This is a genomic window from Sphingobacterium sp. Lzh-3, from assembly GCF_046764375.1.
Taxonomy (GTDB): domain Bacteria; phylum Bacteroidota; class Bacteroidia; order Sphingobacteriales; family Sphingobacteriaceae; genus Sphingobacterium.
Genome location: NZ_CP177226.1, coordinates 5,199,191 through 5,217,479, shown reverse-complemented (window position 1 = coordinate 5,217,479; position 18,289 = coordinate 5,199,191). Strand labels below are relative to the sequence as shown.

Annotated in this window: 16 protein-coding genes and 4 tRNA genes; 10 read left to right on the top strand and 10 right to left on the bottom strand. The window is 39.3% G+C overall.

The window, feature by feature from the left end; genetic code table 11:
- Nucleotides 1–40 precede the first annotated feature (40 nt).
- Nucleotides 41–114: transfer RNA gene (locus ACLCDV_RS22025), tRNA-Pro, on the top strand.
- 45 nt (nt 115–159) lie between these two features.
- On the opposite strand, the gene ACLCDV_RS22020 is transcribed toward ACLCDV_RS22025, so the two are convergent.
- A complete protein-coding gene (locus ACLCDV_RS22020) occupies nt 160–2,532 on the bottom strand; it encodes an ABC transporter permease (protein WP_317669596.1) in 2,373 nt (790 codons plus the stop codon).
- Between the two features lie 436 nt (nt 2,533–2,968).
- Between ACLCDV_RS22020 and ACLCDV_RS22015 the strand changes: the two genes are divergently transcribed.
- From ACLCDV_RS22015 to ACLCDV_RS22005, 3 genes are all read left to right on the top strand, one after another.
- A tRNA-Pro gene (locus ACLCDV_RS22015) sits at nt 2,969–3,042 on the top strand.
- Between the two features lie 473 nt (nt 3,043–3,515).
- A tRNA-Pro gene (locus ACLCDV_RS22010) sits at nt 3,516–3,589 on the top strand.
- 320 nt (nt 3,590–3,909) lie between these two features.
- Nucleotides 3,910–4,890, top strand: coding sequence for a DUF1080 domain-containing protein (locus tag ACLCDV_RS22005; RefSeq protein ID WP_313187608.1), 981 nt, complete (start codon nt 3,910–3,912; stop codon nt 4,888–4,890).
- 39 nt (nt 4,891–4,929) lie between these two features.
- Here ACLCDV_RS22005 and ACLCDV_RS22000 read toward each other — a convergent pair whose 3' ends face one another.
- Both ACLCDV_RS22000 and ACLCDV_RS21995 read right to left on the bottom strand, forming a co-directional pair.
- Complete coding sequence (locus ACLCDV_RS22000) at nt 4,930–5,223, bottom strand: Smr/MutS family protein (protein ID WP_145328342.1); 294 nt, start codon at nt 5,221–5,223, stop codon at nt 4,930–4,932.
- 45 nt (nt 5,224–5,268) lie between these two features.
- The gene (locus ACLCDV_RS21995) at nt 5,269–5,688 is read right to left on the bottom strand and encodes a hypothetical protein (RefSeq protein WP_075994119.1); all 420 of its coding nucleotides are present in this window, start codon (nt 5,686–5,688) and stop codon (nt 5,269–5,271) included.
- Between the two features lie 284 nt (nt 5,689–5,972).
- Between ACLCDV_RS21995 and ACLCDV_RS21990 the strand changes: the two genes are divergently transcribed.
- Both ACLCDV_RS21990 and ACLCDV_RS21985 read left to right on the top strand, forming a co-directional pair.
- Complete coding sequence (locus ACLCDV_RS21990; RefSeq protein ID WP_317669597.1) at nt 5,973–6,956, top strand: hypothetical protein; 984 nt, start codon at nt 5,973–5,975, stop codon at nt 6,954–6,956.
- A gap of 158 nt (nt 6,957–7,114) precedes the next feature.
- Nucleotides 7,115–7,861 carry a copper homeostasis protein CutC gene (locus tag ACLCDV_RS21985; protein ID WP_411972250.1) on the top strand — a complete coding sequence of 249 codons (747 nt, stop codon included), beginning with the start codon at nt 7,115–7,117 and terminating at the stop codon, nt 7,859–7,861.
- A gap of 33 nt (nt 7,862–7,894) precedes the next feature.
- Here ACLCDV_RS21985 and ACLCDV_RS21980 read toward each other — a convergent pair whose 3' ends face one another.
- Both ACLCDV_RS21980 and ACLCDV_RS21975 read right to left on the bottom strand, forming a co-directional pair.
- Nucleotides 7,895–8,074: a hypothetical protein gene (locus ACLCDV_RS21980; protein WP_046671880.1), complete on the bottom strand. Its 180-nt coding sequence runs from the start codon at nt 8,072–8,074 to the stop codon at nt 7,895–7,897.
- 33 nt (nt 8,075–8,107) lie between these two features.
- Nucleotides 8,108–8,178, bottom strand: a tRNA-Cys gene (locus ACLCDV_RS21975).
- A 445-nt stretch (nt 8,179–8,623) separates the two neighbouring features.
- Here ACLCDV_RS21975 and ACLCDV_RS21970 point away from each other — a divergent pair.
- From ACLCDV_RS21970 to ACLCDV_RS21960, 3 genes are all read left to right on the top strand, one after another.
- A complete protein-coding gene (locus tag ACLCDV_RS21970; RefSeq protein ID WP_317669599.1) occupies nt 8,624–9,241 on the top strand; it encodes a porin family protein in 618 nt (205 codons plus the stop codon).
- A 116-nt stretch (nt 9,242–9,357) separates the two neighbouring features.
- Nucleotides 9,358–10,494, top strand: a complete 1,137-nt coding sequence (locus ACLCDV_RS21965; RefSeq protein WP_333577120.1) for an AI-2E family transporter — start codon at nt 9,358–9,360, stop codon at nt 10,492–10,494.
- Between the two features lie 334 nt (nt 10,495–10,828).
- Nucleotides 10,829–11,443 carry a porin family protein gene (locus ACLCDV_RS21960; protein ID WP_317669601.1) on the top strand — a complete coding sequence of 205 codons (615 nt, stop codon included), beginning with the start codon at nt 10,829–10,831 and terminating at the stop codon, nt 11,441–11,443.
- 69 nt (nt 11,444–11,512) lie between these two features.
- On the opposite strand, the gene rpsJ is transcribed toward ACLCDV_RS21960, so the two are convergent.
- The 4 genes from rpsJ to rpsL form a co-directional block, all read right to left on the bottom strand.
- Nucleotides 11,513–11,818: a 30S ribosomal protein S10 gene (gene rpsJ, locus ACLCDV_RS21955; protein ID WP_028070501.1), complete on the bottom strand. Its 306-nt coding sequence runs from the start codon at nt 11,816–11,818 to the stop codon at nt 11,513–11,515.
- 78 nt (nt 11,819–11,896) lie between these two features.
- Nucleotides 11,897–14,020: an elongation factor G gene (gene fusA, locus ACLCDV_RS21950; protein ID WP_313418732.1), complete on the bottom strand. Its 2,124-nt coding sequence runs from the start codon at nt 14,018–14,020 to the stop codon at nt 11,897–11,899.
- 134 nt (nt 14,021–14,154) lie between these two features.
- The gene (gene rpsG, locus ACLCDV_RS21945) at nt 14,155–14,622 is read right to left on the bottom strand and encodes a 30S ribosomal protein S7 (protein WP_313418733.1); all 468 of its coding nucleotides are present in this window, start codon (nt 14,620–14,622) and stop codon (nt 14,155–14,157) included.
- 19 nt (nt 14,623–14,641) lie between these two features.
- Nucleotides 14,642–15,055 (bottom strand): 30S ribosomal protein S12, encoded by a 414-nt coding sequence (gene rpsL, locus ACLCDV_RS21940; protein WP_002993550.1) that lies wholly within the window; start codon nt 15,053–15,055, stop codon nt 14,642–14,644.
- Between the two features lie 520 nt (nt 15,056–15,575).
- Between rpsL and ACLCDV_RS21935 the strand changes: the two genes are divergently transcribed.
- Nucleotides 15,576–15,995: a hypothetical protein gene (locus tag ACLCDV_RS21935; protein WP_182984400.1), complete on the top strand. Its 420-nt coding sequence runs from the start codon at nt 15,576–15,578 to the stop codon at nt 15,993–15,995.
- A 113-nt stretch (nt 15,996–16,108) separates the two neighbouring features.
- Here ACLCDV_RS21935 and rnr read toward each other — a convergent pair whose 3' ends face one another.
- Nucleotides 16,109–18,241, bottom strand: coding sequence for a ribonuclease R (gene rnr, locus ACLCDV_RS21930; protein WP_333577119.1), 2,133 nt, complete (start codon nt 18,239–18,241; stop codon nt 16,109–16,111).
- Nucleotides 18,242–18,289: the final 48 nt, after the last annotated feature.

Genomic DNA, 18,289 nt, shown 5'->3' with positions numbered 1-18,289 from the left:
TTCGATATTTGTGCCACACAAAACAAAGGTGATACCTTTTCGGGGTGTAGCGTAGCCCGGTATCGCGCCACATTTGGGATGTGGAGGTCGTAGGTTCGAATCCTGCCACCCCGACTTAAAAGCTCTAACGAAAGTTAGAGCTTTTTTTGTTTCCTCCTTTTATTCGTCCCGTAAGCTGTTTACAGGATTTGCTATGGCAGTTCGAATGGCCTGCCAGCTAACCGTAATCAGTGCGATAACTATTGTTACCAATCCTGCGAGCACAAACATCCACCATTGGATTTCGATGCGGTAGGCGAAGTCTTCCAGCCATTTGTTCATCGTTAGCCACGCGATCGGCGAGGCGATGATCAAGGCAATCAGTACAGGTTTTATGAAGTCTTTGGATAGTAACGTCGTAACACCTGATACCGAAGCGCCAAGCACCTTACGGATTCCGATCTCTTTGTTTCGTTTGGCGGCCGTAAATGAGGCTAAGCCATACAGACCCAGGCAGGCGATAAATATGGCCAATCCGGAAAAAAGACTGAGTATACGTTGTTGCCTCAGATCGGTTTTGTAGAGCGTGTCGAATTTCTGATCCAAAAAGCTGTATTCAAAGGGGTATAATGGAGCTGCTTTCGCAAACGCGGTTTTAATAGTTTTTAGCGCTGCAGGGAAATCTTTGCTGTTTAACCGAATGAGGGCTACCCTGAGGTCGTCAGAAGGGGCAATAACTAGTGCATCCATGTTTTCTTTCAGGGACAGGAAGTTAAAATCATCTATTACACCAATGATTTTTCGGGGAGATCGATCTCGGATTGTGTTTTTTAACCATTTGCCAATGGCCTGTTCGGGGGTAAACCCGAGCATTGATGTTGCAGTACGGTTAACTAATACAGCACTAGTGGAGTCCGTTGGGTATTGTGCTGAAAAGTTTCGGCCAGCAATTATTTTGAGATTTAATGTCCTTACATAGTCAAAATCGGTAAATTCCGTCCTAGATTTCCACTTCTCCCCATTTTTTTCCTCCACATCAAACGTATGGCTATCGAAGAAGCCTCCTGGTTCACCGGACATAAAGGAGACCGATGCGATGTCGCTGCTTGCGGATAATTCGTTTTTGAATGTACGAAGATTGTTGTATAGTTCCTCATTGTCTATTGGGATAACCACAGTCTGTTGGTCGTCATAGCCAAGCCCCATTTCTTTTACATATTTCATTTGTTTTGTGATAATCACCGTACCGATGATGAGTAAAATAGAAATACTGAATTGAAAGACAACCAAAGTATGACGGAACAGTGCACCTTTTCCTAAGCGCAATTTTCCTTTTAAAGCCTGTGTAGGGGAGAGGGTTGAAAGGTAAAGCGCGGGATAACTTCCTGCTAATATGCCTACGATAACGATAATTGCAAATAAAAAGAGATAGATCGACCACGAACTCCATGGAACTGTCAGTGTGTATCCCAATAGTTGATTGTATACAGGCATGAGTAGTTGCAATAGACACATGGCGAGTATACAGGATATGCTGGTCAATAAAAGGGATTCTCCAATAAACTGTCCCATTAATTGAAGACGTTGTGCTCCAAGTACCTTTCTTAAACCAACTTCTTTTGATCGGTCAACTGCACGTATTGTCGAGAGATTCATGAAATTGATACAAGCGATAATCAATATAAGTATGGCGATGGAGAGAAAAATGTAAATGACCTTTTTATCACCATGTTTTGTGCTGTCAAATGCGCTGTGGGATTCGAGATAGACGTCTCGTAGCGGTGTAAGCGCCAGATCAAAGTGAATACCCATATTAGCGGAAACTGCTTTCATATGTCTATTCATGAAATCGGGGAACTGCTTTTCCAATTGCTTAGCATCCTTATGCTCGTCAAGTAAGATGTAAGTGAATAAATTGTTGTTTTGCCAAGCTTTGAATGGTTCGGTATTGATATAATTTGATAATGGAATGATAAGGTCAAATTCCAGATGTGAATTGACCGGAAGATCTTTTGCAATCCCGGTAACGGTTAATTGTTTCGTTTTATCAAGCTGTAGTATTTTACCGATGGGATTCTCATTTCCAAAATATTTTTGCGCAGTTTTTTCCGTTAATACAACACTTGTTGGATTTTTTAAAACAGTCATTGGATTTCCCTTGATGAGCGGAAAACTAAATAATTCAAAGAAATCGTCGTCTGTAATAAGGAGTTTCTTTTCATTGAATGCGATAGTGCCAAAAGAGAATAGTCCATTAGCAGGCATTACCCGTACAGCTTTTTTGATATCATCGGGATAATCGGTTAATAAGGCGGTCGCATAGGGGGCAGATAAATAAGGGGCGCGGTCCTTGGTGTTGTCAAAACCTCGCATCACACGATAGATGTGATCGCCTTGGTTGTGAAACTTGTCAAAACTAAACTGATTGGCGATAAACAGGAATATCATTGCACAGACCGCGATGCCTATGGTTAAGCCTAGGATATTGATAAAGGAAAAGACCTTGTTTTTCATGAGGTTTCTCCAGGCGATTTGGAAATAGTTCTTTATCATACTTTTAGTTATAAGTGTTCGTTTCGACCTTATTTAGTAATCAATCAGATAGAAGGTCCGTCTAATTTTTTTGAAAAAACACGTTCAATGCAGGTTAATTCCAAAAAAACTGCCAAATGGCTAATATGTTTATAGTCAGTGTTTTATGTAGTGTTTTTGTTGTGTAAGTGTTTGGATTCGAACACTTTGTGTTCATATTCGAACATCCTGAGGTCTGGAAATCAAAAAAAGTTTTATTTACAGGATGGTGCCTTATGTGAGTAAGGAATATGGAGAATAACATTGGGTTTGATTTTGTAAAGGAGGGTACTACGTCATATGAGAAAACAGTATGTCGCAATGTAACAACTTGTTAGTTTTATTTTGCGTTTTTCATTTGCAAATAATTTGTAAGAAGCGTATATTTGTGCCACACAAAACAAAGGTGATACCTTTTCGGGGTGTAGCGTAGCCCGGTATCGCGCCACATTTGGGATGTGGAGGTCGTAGGTTCGAATCCTGCCACCCCGACTTAAAAGCTCTAACGAAAGTTAGGGCTTTTTTTGTTTCAGGGCAGGGTGAGAACCTACGACCTTTAAGATATTAGGAGGTTCGATCCGTAGGAGGCTCAGGGTTGTGTTTGGGGAAAGTGGGGCATGTCAATCCTGCCACCCCGACTAAAAAAGCTCTAACGAAAGTTAGGGCTTTTTTAGTTTCAGGGTGGGGTGCGAACGTACGACCTTTAGGATATTATTTGGTTTGATCCGGAGGAGACACAGTCAGGGCCAGCCAATCCCACTATTTTAGCTAGCTAAGCGTTAACTTCGCTATTCAGGGCAGTCATGCTAGTTTCTATAATTGGATCGAAATTGACATGTGTTTTAAATGTTTTGTAAATTATTTTACAATAAGTCAGCTTGTTAGGTGTTATGTGAAGAATATTTTTGAAAAAAACATATTTTTAGTTTACTTTTGTGCCACACAAAACAAAGGTGATACCTTTTCGGGGTGTAGCGTAGCCCGGTATCGCGCCACATTTGGGATGTGGAGGTCGTAGGTTCGAATCCTGCCACCCCGACTAAAAAAGCTCTAACGAAAGTTAGGGCTTTTTTCGTTTCAAGGTAGGAAGGCGAACCTACGACCTTTAGGATATTAGGAGGTTCGATCCGTAGGAGGCTCAGGGTTGTGTTTGGGGAAAGTGGGACTGAGTCAATCCTGCCACCCCGACTAAAAAAGCTCTAACGAAAGTTAGGGCTTTTTTTTGTTTCAGGGCAGGAGGGGAGAGCCTGCGGCCGGGTGCATTCTTCGCATTTTTTAACATTATATCCTTGTAAACCCGCTGTTAAACAGTTAAATTGCTTGAAATTTATTGTCAATTAGAATATAAACATAAATAATATGAACAGAAAAGCGGCATTTCTTTTAGGAATTTTGGCCTCTTGTGCATTACCGCAAGTAACCTTTGCTAAACATTCAATCGGAGAATCCATCCATTATCAACAAGACGTAGAAGGCAAAGAGCTGATTGGTCGATGGGACATCGAAGTTGATATTAATGGTACCCCTGCACCATCCTGGTTGGAGGTAAAATTGTCGGGCTATAGAACTTTAGTCGGTCATTATGTGAGTACTTCCGGAAGTGCTCGGCCAGTTTCGCAGGTGTTTTATGAGAAAGGAAAGTTTAGATTTGCTATCCCACCGCAATGGGAAGGCGGAAAGATGAATCTAAGTGTTGAAGGAGAGGTTGTAAACGGTGTATTGCAAGGGACAATAACAGAGCCTGATGGGAAAACATATCGCTTTAAAGGTGTTCGTGCTCCGGAACTGAAGCGAACAGCTGCAGTAAAATGGGGTAAGCCCATTCAGTTGTTCAACGGCAAGGATCTGACCGGATGGAAAGCTACTGGTAAAACGAATCAGTGGGTGGTGAAAAACGGAATTTTGACTAGCCCGCAATCTGGTTCTAATTTGGTCTCTGAGCAAAAATTTGAAGATTTTAAATTACATGTTGAATTTAAAATTCCAGCAGGAAGTAATAGTGGTGTCTACTTAAGAGGCCGTTATGAGGTTCAGATAGAAGATAGTCCAAAAGACGCGCATCCTAATGCTGTGCTTTTCGCAGGGGTATACGGCTTTTTAGCTGCAAATGAAATGGTCAATAAAGGAGCCGGAGAATGGCAAACCTATGATATTACATTGGTGGGACGTCTAGTGACGGTTGTGGCAAACGGAAAGACAGTTATCAGTAACCAAGAAATCCCTGGTATAACGGGCGGTGCTTTGGATAGTAAAGAGGCAGAGCCGGGACCAATTTATTTCCAAGGGGATCATGGTCCCGTGGAATTCCGAAAAGTGATTATTACTCCAGCTATTAAATAGCATAACATGATACAAAGGCTATCTGAAAAGGTAGCCTTTTTAAATCCCTATGACAACGACTACAATATCTTCATTTTGGTAGGAGGTGTAATAGCGCTCAATGGAGCCATGAGCTTTGTACTCTTGCAACTCTTCAAAAACCATTTTTTTTAACATTCCTTTTCCTTTGCCATGAATAAACTTTATTTCGTTCATTTCCCAATAAATAGCTGCATCTAGATTAGATCGCATAAAATCAATGGATTCTTGTAAGAGCTCCTCTGGCGAATAATCTTCCCAATCGTCAAGAAAGGTGTCGGTGTGTAAGTCTACGATAGCTGGTGGTTTGCGCATTTCTCAATATTTTACAATGCTGCAAAAGTATAATAAAACGGCGACTTAATAGGTTAAGTCACCAACGAAATCAATCGCTTGGGCAAATTTTTCATACCATTTTTTGATAATAGCTGCAATTTCATACTCTTCCTCATCGGCATGGTTGAGCATGAGTAACTCGATCGATTGGAGTAGCTGTTTGAGATCTAGAAAATAACCGTCGAAATCCCGGAACGCAGACACAGTGTCCCGAATAAGCAGCATGGCATCATGTCGAAGTGTAATCATATCATGACGTGAAGATATTCGGTCCAGCAACCATTCCTTTTGGAAATTGGAGTCAATATGTCTGTTGCAGGCCTGATTAAAAAGTAATTCAAATTCAACAATTTGATGTTTCAGGTCATATATAGCTTTTTGGAGCTCTTCAAAAGTACTGATAATCTTTTCTTGGGTCTCCATGTTTTTTGATATAATTGCCATGATATTTTACTTAAAAATGTATGCGCTTGGTTTTTAGTTATTTAAATAAAAGCATGTAAGGTATATACAAATAGTTCAGCCGAATGTTTTACATGTCTAAAATTCGGTTATGACTTTTGTATATAAAAGAAGAGACTGAGCTTAAAACGGAACTGAGTTTTTTCGGTTTTTGGTCCCGTTTTCAAATCGTAGATTTTTTTGAAACCTAATTTATTTAATACTATTTAATTTTAAGTATATTTAATATGCTGTATTGCAGCCAATACAGTGTAAATGTATTAACTATGTTAGCATCTAGTTTTGTTGATTTCTTTAAGAAGAGGAGGTACTATGTCCTTTTTTTAGCACTGCTGTTGGTATGCAGCTTGGCCATGTGTCATGGGCAATATAAGCTGAAAGATTCTACAAAATTTATAAACGATCAGTTGCCCAGGTATCTCGGAAGAATGGGGAAGAGTAAGTCTAGAAATTATCCCCTTGGTGGTCGTGAAGCAATCTTGCGAATATTACTGAAAGACTATTACGTGTATAGATTGGTGTCAGGAGAAGATAGTTTGGATAGGGAACGTTATCCTGCTTTATGGAATCCTCTTTCGGTACAAACATTTAAAACGCTAAATACGCGTGATATGTTTAGTTACTGTATGCTTGCACCTGAGTTTGAGATGCAAAATTGTGGTTCCTTGGGGCGGTTGAAAGGTCAACATATATTTGGAGTCTTTTATCGACGGGACATACCGCTGGAATATTGGAGCAATAGACAGTTGGTTGCTTTGCATGGAAGTAGAGATTCTGTTGTACGATATGTAGACCAGATGTGGCCTACACTCGATTTCATTGGCGAGAACACCAAAGATTTAGCAGTTGAATTGATGATGTGGGAGTTGATACCAAAGGTGTTGGATAAGTTGGTTCTGACACCAACGGACAATGATTTGTATGCTCTATTGGTACAAATAATGATGCGTCTGAAATTCAAACCTTTTGAAGATTCAGCAATTTATGAGCAATTGTATGGTCCGACATCTTATATAGGAAGTCGAATTGAAAGCAATGCAGAAAATCGGAATGACATCATGAAACTCGCGCGGGAATGTTTTGAAACGCTAAATACATCGCCTGGCTTCCAACTACCAACTTATATTAAACGGGAGCGTTTCTTAGATCCACCTTCTTCAAGGGAGCTGTCAGATGGCATGAATACCTCAAAAGGGCCAGATTGGAAGTGGAAAAAAGTAGAGGTGCATCATTATAAGCTAAAGCTGTAGATCTTTGTCTGGAAGCAAATTTCCCACGCAGAGAAAGTATCTTTTTAGCTGGCGTCTTTTCTAATGCTTGCACTATTTTCACCGTCGTGGGGGAGTAGGTTATTTGCTTTTTTTTTACGTTATTCGCGTAAACGAAAAATAGCTTAAGATATAATATAATGAAGGAAAAGGCAATTGGAAATTACCAATTAGAAATCTGTTCAAATTCCGTAGCATCAGCAATTGAAGCGGAACAAGGAGGTGCGACCCGGGTAGAGTTTTGTCAAAATTTGGAAAATGGAGGGACTACACCTTCGTTTGGTCAGTTGCAGTTAGTGCGGGAACTGGTGAATATTGGTATTCATGTGCTTATCAGGCCGCGTGGAGGTGATTTCCTTTATACAGAGACCGAGATCTTAGAAATGATTGCAGATATTCAGTTGTGCAAGGAATTGGGGATAGATGGTGTTGTAATAGGTATTCTTAACGCAGATGGTACGGTGGATAAAGTGAATACTTTGCGATTGGTGGAAGCTGCGCGTCCCATGCATGTTACCTTTCATAGAGCTTTTGATCGCGTGAATGATCCCTTTCAGGCATTGGAAGATGTCATCGAACTGGGGATAGACCGCATTTTGACATCCGGTCTGCAAAATTCTGCTTTAGCTGGAGCTCCATTACTCAAGCAATTAGTTCAACAGGCAAATGGCCGTGTTGTGATTATGCCTGGCGCAGGTGTAGATGCAGTTAATATCGTTCATATTTTAGCGCAAACTGGGGCAGTTGCAATACATAGCTCGGCGAAAGAATTGCATGTGTCGAAGATGAGGTTTAACCAGAGTCAGGTCAATGGAATGGATGAGGCACAGTGGATGAGCTCAAAAGAAAAAGTCCACCAAATGGTGGACCTATTAAAAAGCCTTTAAAGTAGTACTTTAAAGGCTATTAAATTCTTCTTACTATTTAGCTTCTGAAGCTAATTGATTTAAGATAGCATCGTTTTTAACGATTTGGTTGCTAGCTTTCATTTTTGATCTAGAACCTAACTCTACGTTAGTTCCTAATTTCAAAAACTGAACTTCAACACGTGAAACAGTTTTATTTCTTCTATCTTTTCTTTTTAAACGTGTAACTCCCATTTTGATAATATTTTTATTGTTTAAAATAAAACGAGGTCGGAAGCGGATTCGAACCGCTGTAGGAGGTTTTGCAGACCTCAGCCTAGCCACTCGGCCATCCGACCCTATTTTTTTCCTTTTGAAGGTCTGCAAAAATAAAACTTATAATTGGAATTAAAAAATCTTTATGATAAAACTTTTATGTTTTTAAGCATCCGTCTGAAAACCAAGCTGGTATTTTAATGGAAGGATCTTTTGAGATTTTCCAGCACTTACTATTGCTTAGTTTTTGACACCGGAAATGAACTTGTTTTGTGGTAAGATATTTTACCATACATGAACTCCTTTAAAGCTTTGCTGTTGAGGCCGTAGCGTAGGTGGAATCCATTTACTGTATCTTTTATTGGACAATACCCAAAGGTTTAGTGTCAGATTTTTATCGCGTTTTACTTTGGCAATTAATGATTTATGGATTTTGGAATAGATATTGCAAATGGGAATGTAATAAATCTCGTACAGGAAATTATGAGATGAAGTGATAAAAGAAGAAAGTAAATTAAATTAGGAAACATGAAAAAACTATTATTATCTGCAGCAATTTTATTTGGTTCATTGGGTGCTTTTGCACAAGGAGGATTGGGATACGGACTACGTGCGGGTGTAAATATTCCTAAATATTCATTTGAAAATGGAAGTTCCGAATCAAATACGGGCTTTTTTGTAACGGGTTATTTGGATGCGCCTATTTCACCAAATTTCTCCATCCAACCAGGATTATCTTTGCAAAATAAAGGAGCGAAGTGGACTTCAGGTGATGGAAATAACTCGGGAGAGGTCAAACAAAGCGTGATGTCGTTGGATATCCCAGTTAATGCAGTTGCTAAATTCCCTGCAGGAGCGGGCAATTTCTTTATAGGCGCTGGCCCATATGTAGGTTTTGGTTTAAGCGGTAAAAATAAATGGGATATTGCTGGGGTTAAAACAGAAGAGGATGTAGAATTTGGTAGTGGAGATGGTGCTGAGTTAAAACGTACTGATTTTGGCGTGAATTTCCTGGCAGGTTATCAGTTATCTAATGGTTTTCAGATCAATGCAGGTTACGGACTTGGTTTAACAAACTTGTCTCCGGTATCTAACTTTTCAACTAAAAACCGTGTTTGGTCTGTGGGAATCGGTTTTGGACTATAAGAAATATAAGTACTTAAACTTATTATGAGGAAAGAGTCCCTGCATGTGTAGGGACTTTTTTATTTACCTAAAACTAAGTCATTCGAAATTGTTATTTTTATTCAAAAGAATATGCAATGAAAAGATTTCTCTCCCTACCATTCTATGTAAAGTTAGCCTGTATATTGATTAGTATCCTTCTCTTAGGCTATCTGGCGAAGATCGGCGATACGATACTGATTCCAATGATTTTGGGTTTGCTATTCTCGCTGCTTTTGATACCGTTGAGCAATTTTATGGAGCGGAAGTTACGCTTTCCAAGGACATTGGCCGGCATACTCAGTGTGATTATTTTTTTTGGTGTACTGGGCTACGGACTTTTCTTATTAGCCTCTCAGCTCACGCTTCTTAAAGAAGATTTTCCGGCATTTAAGCAACAGATTATGGATGGCGTGGGCAATTTACAGACCTGGGTGAGCCAACAGTTTGGCATCCAACACAAAGATCAGATTGATTTTATCAATAAGACAGCCTCAAAATCCGTTGATTCGGGAACTTTATTTTTAGGTACTGCATTGGTTTCCCTGTCGTCGATGTTTATTCTGTTTGTTTTTACCTTTCTTTACACATTCTTCTTACTGATATATAGGGGACATATTGTCAAGTTTCTTTTATTTGTCAACCGTATAGAGGACCGACCTATTGTTCTGGACGTCGTTCAACAGGTTCAGTATGTGGTCAAAAAATACCTTATTGGCCTACTGATCCAAATGAGCTTGGTTTCCCTTTTGGTCTTTATTGTCCTTTCTTTGATTGGGGTAAAATATAGTCTGTTATTGGCATTGATCACTGGTGTATTCAATGTGCTACCTTATGTTGGTATTTTCTCTTCCATGCTCATCATAGCTATTCTGACGTTTGCAACATCTTCTTTTACCCATGTCGTCCTGGTCATCATAGCCCTCATTATCATACATATGATCGACAGTAATTTTATTGTTCCTAAGATTGTGGGTTCTAAGGTGAAAGTTAATTCGCTGTTTGCGATGCTCTCCATTATTATTGGCGAAATGGTATGGGGTATTTCCGGTATGTTTTTGGCGATTCCTATTTTGGCTATCGTTAAGATTGTGATGGACCGGATCAAAGAACTTAAACCTTGGGGATTTCTTTTAGGGGAAGAAGATAGTAAAGATGAGGTATATAAGGATTTATTTGGGACGTTAAATCTTCTTGAAAAGAAGATTATAGAAGAAAATGAGACGAAGGGATAATTTTTTTAGAATTGAAAGTTTAATACGAATGGTATTACCATTTTGAAGTCTACTATTGGAATTTGAACTAATTTCGGTATTATATAATGAGGTTAAATCCTTCGAAATAAGGTTCGGATAGCTTAGTAACACTGGATCGACAAGAGCTATACCTTCATACAAATTTCCAGATTTTGACTTAGCAAAAGGATTGATTCCACATGTCGAAAAATCTGAATATCAGTTTGAAGTGTGTTGTCGATATATGTTGGGTTGTTTAATAAATGGATAACTATTTTCTCTTGTATTTCAGGGAATTTTAACCTATTTTCGTTTTATATATAATTTATTGTTAATGAAAAGAAAGTTACTCTCAATCGCTGCGCTAGTATGTTTTATTACTGGTGCAAAAGCACAGACTTCTTATGGTTTTAAGGCTGGTGCAACTTTTCCTAAAATGACCGCGTCATTAGGAAGTGTATCTGTTTCGACAGAATCATCTACTTCATTTTATTTGACGGGCTACTTAGACGCTCCTTTGGCAAATAATTTTTCTATACAACCTGGTTTATCGCTTCAAGGTAAAGGCGGGAAAGGATTGACACTTATTGACTTTGAAGAATTGGGAAATAATGTGAAATTAGACTTAATGTATCTAGAGTTACCTGTAAATTTTGTATATAGTATTCCCACAGGAAATTCTGGAAATGTTTTCTTAGGAGCTGGACCATATGCTGGATTAGGGCTGTCCGCAAAAGCCAAAGCAGAAAATGTGAAAATTGATGTCGGTTTTGGAGATAATAAATTGAAGCGTTTTGATGCCGGAATTAACTTTTTAGCGGGTTATCGTCTATCAAATGGCTTTTTGATTAATGGTGGATATGGCTTGGGACTAATTGATATGGCTGGGGGTGAAGGAGGTTCTTTAAAGAATCGCGTTTTTTCAATTGGAATCGGTTATCAGTTATAATCTAGGTTAAAATATAAAAAAAGGGCTTTTCTTGCGAAAGGCCCTTTTTTTTTCAGTGACTGAAATCTATCACACTTTGATTTCTACTTCAACACCTGAAGGCAATTCAAGTTTCATCAATGCGTCAACAGTTTTAGCGTTTGATGAATAGATATCCAACAATCTTTTGTAAGCGCACAATTGGAATTGCTCACGTGCTTTTTTGTTAACGTGTGGTGAACGTAATACCGTATAGATTTTTTTCTCAGTAGGCAATGGAATAGGACCACTAACAACCGCACCTGTAGGTTTTACTGTTTTTACGATTTTTTCAGCTGATTTGTCAACCAAATTGTAATCGTAAGATTTCAATTTAATTCTGATTCTTTGGCTCATAGTATATGATATTATTAAAAAATGACCGCTGATTAGAGCTATTAACAACCAGCGGTCGGTTTATTTTTGAGTTCTATATTATTCTACAGAACCTTTGATTTTACCTTTTGATTTTGCAATCACCTCATCAGCAACGTTACGAGGAGCTTCAGCATAGTGATCAAATTCCATTGTAGACGTTGCACGGCCTGAAGTGATTGTACGTAATTGCGTTACGTAACCGAACATCTCAGAAAGTGGAACCAATGCTTTGATTACTTGAGCACCGTTACGTGAATCCAAACCTTGCATTTGACCACGACGACGGTTTAAGTCACCCATAACATCACCCATGTTTTCTTCTGGAGTCAACACTTCTACTTTCATGATTGGCTCCATTAATACTGGAGAACATTTTGGTAATGCTTCACGGTATGCCATTTTAGCTGCCAATTCGAAAGATAATGAATCTGAATCGACTGCGTGGAATGAACCGTCGATCAAACGAACTTTCATTCCTGAAAGCGGATAACCAGCCAATACACCATTATTTAATGATGCCTCAAATCCTTTTTGAACTGAAGGAATGTATTCTTTCGGAATAGCACCACCCACAATTTCGTTTACGAATTGAAGAGCAGATTTTGTTGTATCGTAATCAGCATCGATAGGAGAGATAACAACTTTGATATCCGCGAATTTACCACGACCACCTGATTGTTTTTTGTATACCTCACGGTGCTCAGTAGAACCATTGATAGACTCTTTGTATGCTACTTGTGGCGCACCTTGGTTAACCTCAACTTTGAATTCACGTTTCAAACGGTCGATTAGGATTTCAAGGTGAAGCTCACCCATACCTGAGATAACAGTTTGACCAGTCTCTTCATCAGATTTAACAACGAATGTAGGATCCTCTTCAGCCAATTTACCAAGACCAATACCTAATCTATCCACGTCAGCTTGAGTTTTAGGCTCAATCGCTAAACCAATTACTGGCTCAGGGAAAGTCATGGACTCTAATACGATAGGCGCTTTTTCGTCACAAAGTGTGTCACCAGTTTTGATGTCTTTGAAACCAACAACAGCACCGATATCACCAGCCTCGATGAAAGGGATAGGGTTTTGTTTGTTCGCGTGCATTTGGAAGATACGAGAGATACGCTCTTTGTTTCCTGAACGTGTGTTCAATACATAAGAACCTGCATCTAATTTACCAGAGTAAGCACGGATGAAACATAAACGACCTACGAATGGGTCTGTCGCAATTTTAAAACCTAAAGCTGCGAAAGGCTCGCTAACAGATGGTTTACGCTCGATTTCTTCACCAGTATCAGGGTTAGTACCTTTTACAGCCTCTACATCTAGAGGTGAAGGTAATAATTCCATTACTAGGTCTAACATGGTTTGAACACCTTTGTTTTTGAAAGATGAACCACAAACCATAGGAACGATGGAGTTATCCAATACAGCAGCACGTAATGCATTTAAGATTTCGCGCTCAGTCAATGAATCTGGATCTTCGAAGAATTTCTCCATCAAAGACTCATCGTAACCAGCTACTGCTTCTAATAATTTCTCACGGTATTCAGCAACCTCATCCAACATATCATCAGGAATAGGCACTTCAGTGAAGGTCATCCCTTTATCATGCTCGTTCCAAACGATACCACGGTTGTTGATCAAGTCAACCACACCTTTGAATGTATCTTCAGCACCGATAGGTAATTGTAAAGCTACAGCATCAGAACCTAACATGTCTTTTACTTGTTTTACAACTTTCAAGAAGTCAGCTCCTGAACGGTCCATTTTATTTACGAAACCAATACGAGGTACTTTGTAACCGTCAGCTAAACGCCAGTTTGTTTCAGATTGAGGCTCAACACCATCAACCGCAGAGAATAAGAAAACTAATCCGTCTAGTACACGTAAAGAACGGTTTACCTCAACCGTGAAATCCACGTGTCCAGGAGTATCGATTACGTTTACTTGGTATTTGTTGTTACGGTAGTTCCAAAATACGGTTGTAGCAGCAGAAGTGATTGTGATACCACGCTCAGCTTCTTGCTCCATCCAGTCCATTGTTGAAGCACCTTCGTGAACTTCACCAATTTTGTGGTTTACACCTGAGTAATAAAGGATACGCTCAGTTGTTGTAGTTTTACCAGCATCGATGTGAGCAGCGATACCGATATTTCTAGTGAATTTTAAATCTCTTGCCATAATATTTTTAAGCAACTGGCCATGCATGGCCTTATGTGTTTAAATGTAATGTTAAATAAGTACACCGACCTTGATAAAGGATTGTTCTTTTATCGGAGGTCGGTGTAATCATATTTTTTTGAATGTCTTCAAAATTAGAATCTGAAGTGTGAGAACGCTTTGTTAGCTTCCGCCATTTTGTGCGTATCTTCTTTCTTCTTAACAGCAGCACCTTCACCTTTAGAAGCTGAAATGATTTCTCCTGCTAATTTCTCGAACATTGTTTTTTCACCACGTTTACGAGCGTACGAAATTAACCATTTCATACCTAAAGCGATTTTACGCTCTGGACGAACTTCCATAGGAACTTGGAAGTTAGCACCACCCACACGGCGTGATTTAACTTCAACAGCAGGCATAACGTTGTTTAAAGCTTTTTTCCAAGCTTCAAGACCGCTTTCTTGTGTTTTTTGTTCTACTAATTCTACTGCATCGTAAAAAATAGCATAAGCGATAGATTTTTTACCATCTACCATCATATTGTTTACGAAACGTGTTACCTGAACGTCATTAAACTTTGGATCAGGTAAAATGATTCTCTTTTTCGGTTTTGACTTTCTCATTTTTCTTTCCTCCGTTTAATTATTTCTTTTTACCTTTTGCTGGAGCTGCAGCTGCTTGTCCTGGTTTAGGACGCTTAGTTCCGTATTTAGAACGACGTTGGTTACGACCTGCTACACCTGAAGTATCTAATGCACCACGGATGATGTGGTAACGCACACCTGGTAAATCTTTAACACGACCACCACGGATCAATACGATCGAGTGCTCTTGTAAGTTGTGACCTTCTCCAGGGATGTAAGCGTTGACCTCTTTACCGTTTGTTAAACGTACACGAGCTACTTTACGCATTGCTGAGTTTGGTTTTTTAGGGGTAGTAGTATATACACGTGTACATACACCTCTTCGCTGTGGACATGAGTCCAACGCTGGTGACTTACTCTTATCAACCAGAGCTACTCTACCTTTTCTAACTAATTGTTGAATAGTAGGCATTTACCTGTTTTTGTTTATAAATTTTATACCTAAATTATTTTAAGTTCGCAAAGATACTGATTCCCTTTTGAATATGAAATAGTTAGTGTATAAAATTTAGATTATTTTTTGAATTGGCGCTGCTCTTTTCTTGAATATCCTATGGCTTCTTTATTACCTCTTCATGCTTCTTTATTGCCCTACCATCCTAATGACATGGTCACCCTCTACGTTTAACCCACCTAAACTGTCATATATTGCAAAATTGGAGAGTTAACCCCTAATTGGTGGTTGTACAAAAATATAGACGGTTAAAGGATGGTTCAAGAGTAGAATAACGGGAGGGACGGTTTTTTCTTATTTCTGCTCTAAGCTGTTCTTTCTCTGTTTAATACTGTTTAAAAAACAGCCCTTTTTTAAATTTCTCTTCTACTGGTTTTCAGGTATATTGCACTTCCTGCATGTTTTTGCGTTCTGTTTGGCAAAGCGTTTGATAAAAACGTGTAAATATTTAGTAGAAACAAATTAATGTATTCAAATTATGAAAATCAAAATGAGATTAATGTATGCAGTGGTATTGGCCTTGGTAACCTTCGCTTTTGTTGGATGCTCAAAGGATAAAGATGAACCTATTCAAACAGGTGGAAGCATCGATGCAGCTGTTGGTACTTACAAGGGTAGTTTAGATCTATCGAATACAAGCGGACCGATGTTTGATAAAACCTTGACGGTTACAAAAATTTCTGACAATACTTTGAAAGTTGAGATTGGAGACAAAGCGCTAAAAATACCAGCAAAAGAGTTTAAGGTTATCAATAATATGAACATTGCAATTCAAACGGCTGGTGTTTCTCCAGAAGGATCATTTTTATTTGATGTGGAAAAAAAGACACTTCTTTGCCAAGGAAAGAAAACTACTGAAAATGAGGTCTTTTTCACTTTTGAAGGAACGAAACAATAAGTTTTTCCTTTCTTATTCAAAAAAAAGCGGTATTGACTTTAACCAATACCGCTTTTTTGTCGTATATCCAATTGGATGAGCTTAATACGCTGCCAATTATTGCAGATTTATTTTTAGGACAACAACGTAAAATCAATCTGCCTTTTATCCAGATCCACTTTCTTTACGCGGATTTGAACCTCATCACCCAACTGGAATTTCTTTTTCTTCCTTTGCCCAATGATCGCATAGTTCTTCTCGTCAAGGACGTAAAAGTCATCGGTGATATCCCGAAGTCTGACCATTCCCTCGCATTTGTTCTCTTCAATCTCCACATACATACCCCATTCGGTAACACCCGAAACAATACCGGTATATTCGGTGCCGATCTGATCCTGCAAGTATTCGGCCTGTTTGTACTTAATCGATGCACGTTCTGCTTCAGCGGCTTTTTTCTCCATTTGGGAAGAATGTTCGGCCATTTTTTCGTAATGCTCCGCATTGATTTTGGTACCGCCCTCCAGATAGAATTGTAAAAGACGGTGTACCATCACATCGGGATAACGACGGATAGGCGAGGTGAAATGGGTATAATAATCGAATGCAAGTCCATAGTGACTTGTCTTCTTTGTCGTATAGATCGCTTTGGCCATCGAACGTACCGCAAGTGAAGTCAGCATATTTTGTTCTTTGCTACCTTCTATCTTTGTCATCAGCGCATTTAAAGATTTAGCTGTTTCCTTATCCGTTTTGATGGTCAATTTATGGCCAAACCGCGCTGCAAATTGAGAGAAAGTTGTCAGCGTCTCCGGATTAGGAACATCGTGGAACCGGTATACAAAAGTAAGCTTGTTTTTTCCACGGCCTTGTTTACCAATAAACTCGGCAACCTTCCGGTTGGCCAATAACATAAAATCTTCAATCAGCTTGTGCGCATCTTTACGGACTTTGGTGTATACCCCTGTAGGTTTTCCATTTTCATCCAAGGTGAATTTTACCTCTTCACTTTCAAAGGCTATTGCACCATTCTTAAATTTACGCTCCCGCAGAATATATGCCAGTTCATTTAATTTTAGGATCTCTTCACTGAAATCACCCGATTTCGTTTCAATCACCTCCTGCGCTTCCTCATAACTGAAACGTCGGTCCGAATGGATAATCGTACGGCCGAACCATTGATGGTGCACATTGGCTTTTTCGTCCAATTCAAAAACAGCCGAAAAGCAAAGTTTATCTTCATGTGGACGTAAGGAACAAACGCCATTAGAAAGACGCTCCGGAAGCATCGGGATAACACGGTCCACCAAATAGACCGATGTACCACGGTTGAATGCTTCTTTATCCAATTCTGTGTCGGGTATCACAAAATGCGAAACATCGGCGATGTGAACACCAATCTCATAGTTGCCATTCTCTAATTTTTGGAAGGAGATGGCGTCATCAAAATCTTTTGCATCTGCCGGGTCAATGGTAAAGGTCGTAACGTTTCTAAAATCACGCCGCTTTGCAATTTCCTCCTTGCTTATTTTTTCCGAAATCTGATTGGCTTCAGCTTCAACTTTTTTCGGGAACTCCAATGGGAAACCATAATCGGCCAAAATAGCATTCATCTCGGTGTTATTTTCCCCTTTGGCGCCCAAAACATGTTTTACTGTTCCGACGGGATTTTTGCTCCCGCTTGGCCAGTCGATAATCGAAACGACCACTTTTTCTTTATCCTTGGCTCCATTCAGATTGTCCAAAGGGATAAAAATGTCGTGTAACATCTTGCGGTCGTCGGCAATAAAAAAAGCAAAATTGTTGGAGATGCTGATTGTTCCCGTGAAATCAGTCTTGGCCCTTTGCAGGATTTCAACGACTTCACCCTCTTTCTTACGGCCGCCTTTTCTTTTTTCGAAGGTATGGACCTTGACAATATCGCCATGGAGTGCCTGTCTAAGTTTCCGCGGAGCGATATAAATATCGTTTTCAAATTCATCATCAGGAATCACATAGGCGGAGCCATCGGCAGTCATATCTACCTTTCCTGTGACATACACTTTAAGTTGCTTCAGATTAAATTTGCCGCGCTCGACCTCAATAAAAAGCCCATTTCTTACATTATCATGTAAAATATCGGCTATAGCGACTTTTGAGTCGTTATCGGTAAGATTCAGTTTTGACGAAACTTGTTTATAGTTGAGCGGCTTATTGCCCGATTTTTCGAAGATATCGATGATCAGTTGTGTTAAGACCTCTTTATATGGATTTTCTTTTCTTGTTTTCATTCACTTATTATTTATTATTATTCATTACATCGGTCTTTGACAGCCCAA

Excerpts from the sequence above, each read along its gene's own strand:
- ACLCDV_RS22020 (WP_317669596.1), bottom strand. The coding sequence starts at position 2,532 with ATGATAAAGAACTATTTCCAAATCGCCTGGAGAAACCTCATGAAAAAC.
- ACLCDV_RS22005 (WP_313187608.1), top strand. The coding sequence starts at position 3,910 with ATGAACAGAAAAGCGGCATTTCTTTTAGGAATTTTGGCCTCTTGTGCA.
- ACLCDV_RS22000 (WP_145328342.1), bottom strand. The coding sequence starts at position 5,223 with ATGCGCAAACCACCAGCTATCGTAGACTTACACACCGACACCTTTCTT.
- ACLCDV_RS21995 (WP_075994119.1), bottom strand. The coding sequence starts at position 5,688 with ATGGCAATTATATCAAAAAACATGGAGACCCAAGAAAAGATTATCAGT.
- ACLCDV_RS21990 (WP_317669597.1), top strand. The coding sequence starts at position 5,973 with ATGTTAGCATCTAGTTTTGTTGATTTCTTTAAGAAGAGGAGGTACTAT.
- ACLCDV_RS21985 (WP_411972250.1), top strand. The coding sequence starts at position 7,115 with ATGAAGGAAAAGGCAATTGGAAATTACCAATTAGAAATCTGTTCAAAT.
- ACLCDV_RS21980 (WP_046671880.1), bottom strand. The coding sequence starts at position 8,074 with ATGGGAGTTACACGTTTAAAAAGAAAAGATAGAAGAAATAAAACTGTT.
- ACLCDV_RS21970 (WP_317669599.1), top strand. The coding sequence starts at position 8,624 with ATGAAAAAACTATTATTATCTGCAGCAATTTTATTTGGTTCATTGGGT.
- ACLCDV_RS21965 (WP_333577120.1), top strand. The coding sequence starts at position 9,358 with ATGAAAAGATTTCTCTCCCTACCATTCTATGTAAAGTTAGCCTGTATA.
- ACLCDV_RS21960 (WP_317669601.1), top strand. The coding sequence starts at position 10,829 with ATGAAAAGAAAGTTACTCTCAATCGCTGCGCTAGTATGTTTTATTACT.
- rpsJ (WP_028070501.1), bottom strand. The coding sequence starts at position 11,818 with ATGAGCCAAAGAATCAGAATTAAATTGAAATCTTACGATTACAATTTG.
- fusA (WP_313418732.1), bottom strand. The coding sequence starts at position 14,020 with ATGGCAAGAGATTTAAAATTCACTAGAAATATCGGTATCGCTGCTCAC.
- rpsG (WP_313418733.1), bottom strand. The coding sequence starts at position 14,622 with ATGAGAAAGTCAAAACCGAAAAAGAGAATCATTTTACCTGATCCAAAG.
- rpsL (WP_002993550.1), bottom strand. The coding sequence starts at position 15,055 with ATGCCTACTATTCAACAATTAGTTAGAAAAGGTAGAGTAGCTCTGGTT.
- ACLCDV_RS21935 (WP_182984400.1), top strand. The coding sequence starts at position 15,576 with ATGAAAATCAAAATGAGATTAATGTATGCAGTGGTATTGGCCTTGGTA.
- rnr (WP_333577119.1), bottom strand. The coding sequence starts at position 18,241 with ATGAAAACAAGAAAAGAAAATCCATATAAAGAGGTCTTAACACAACTG.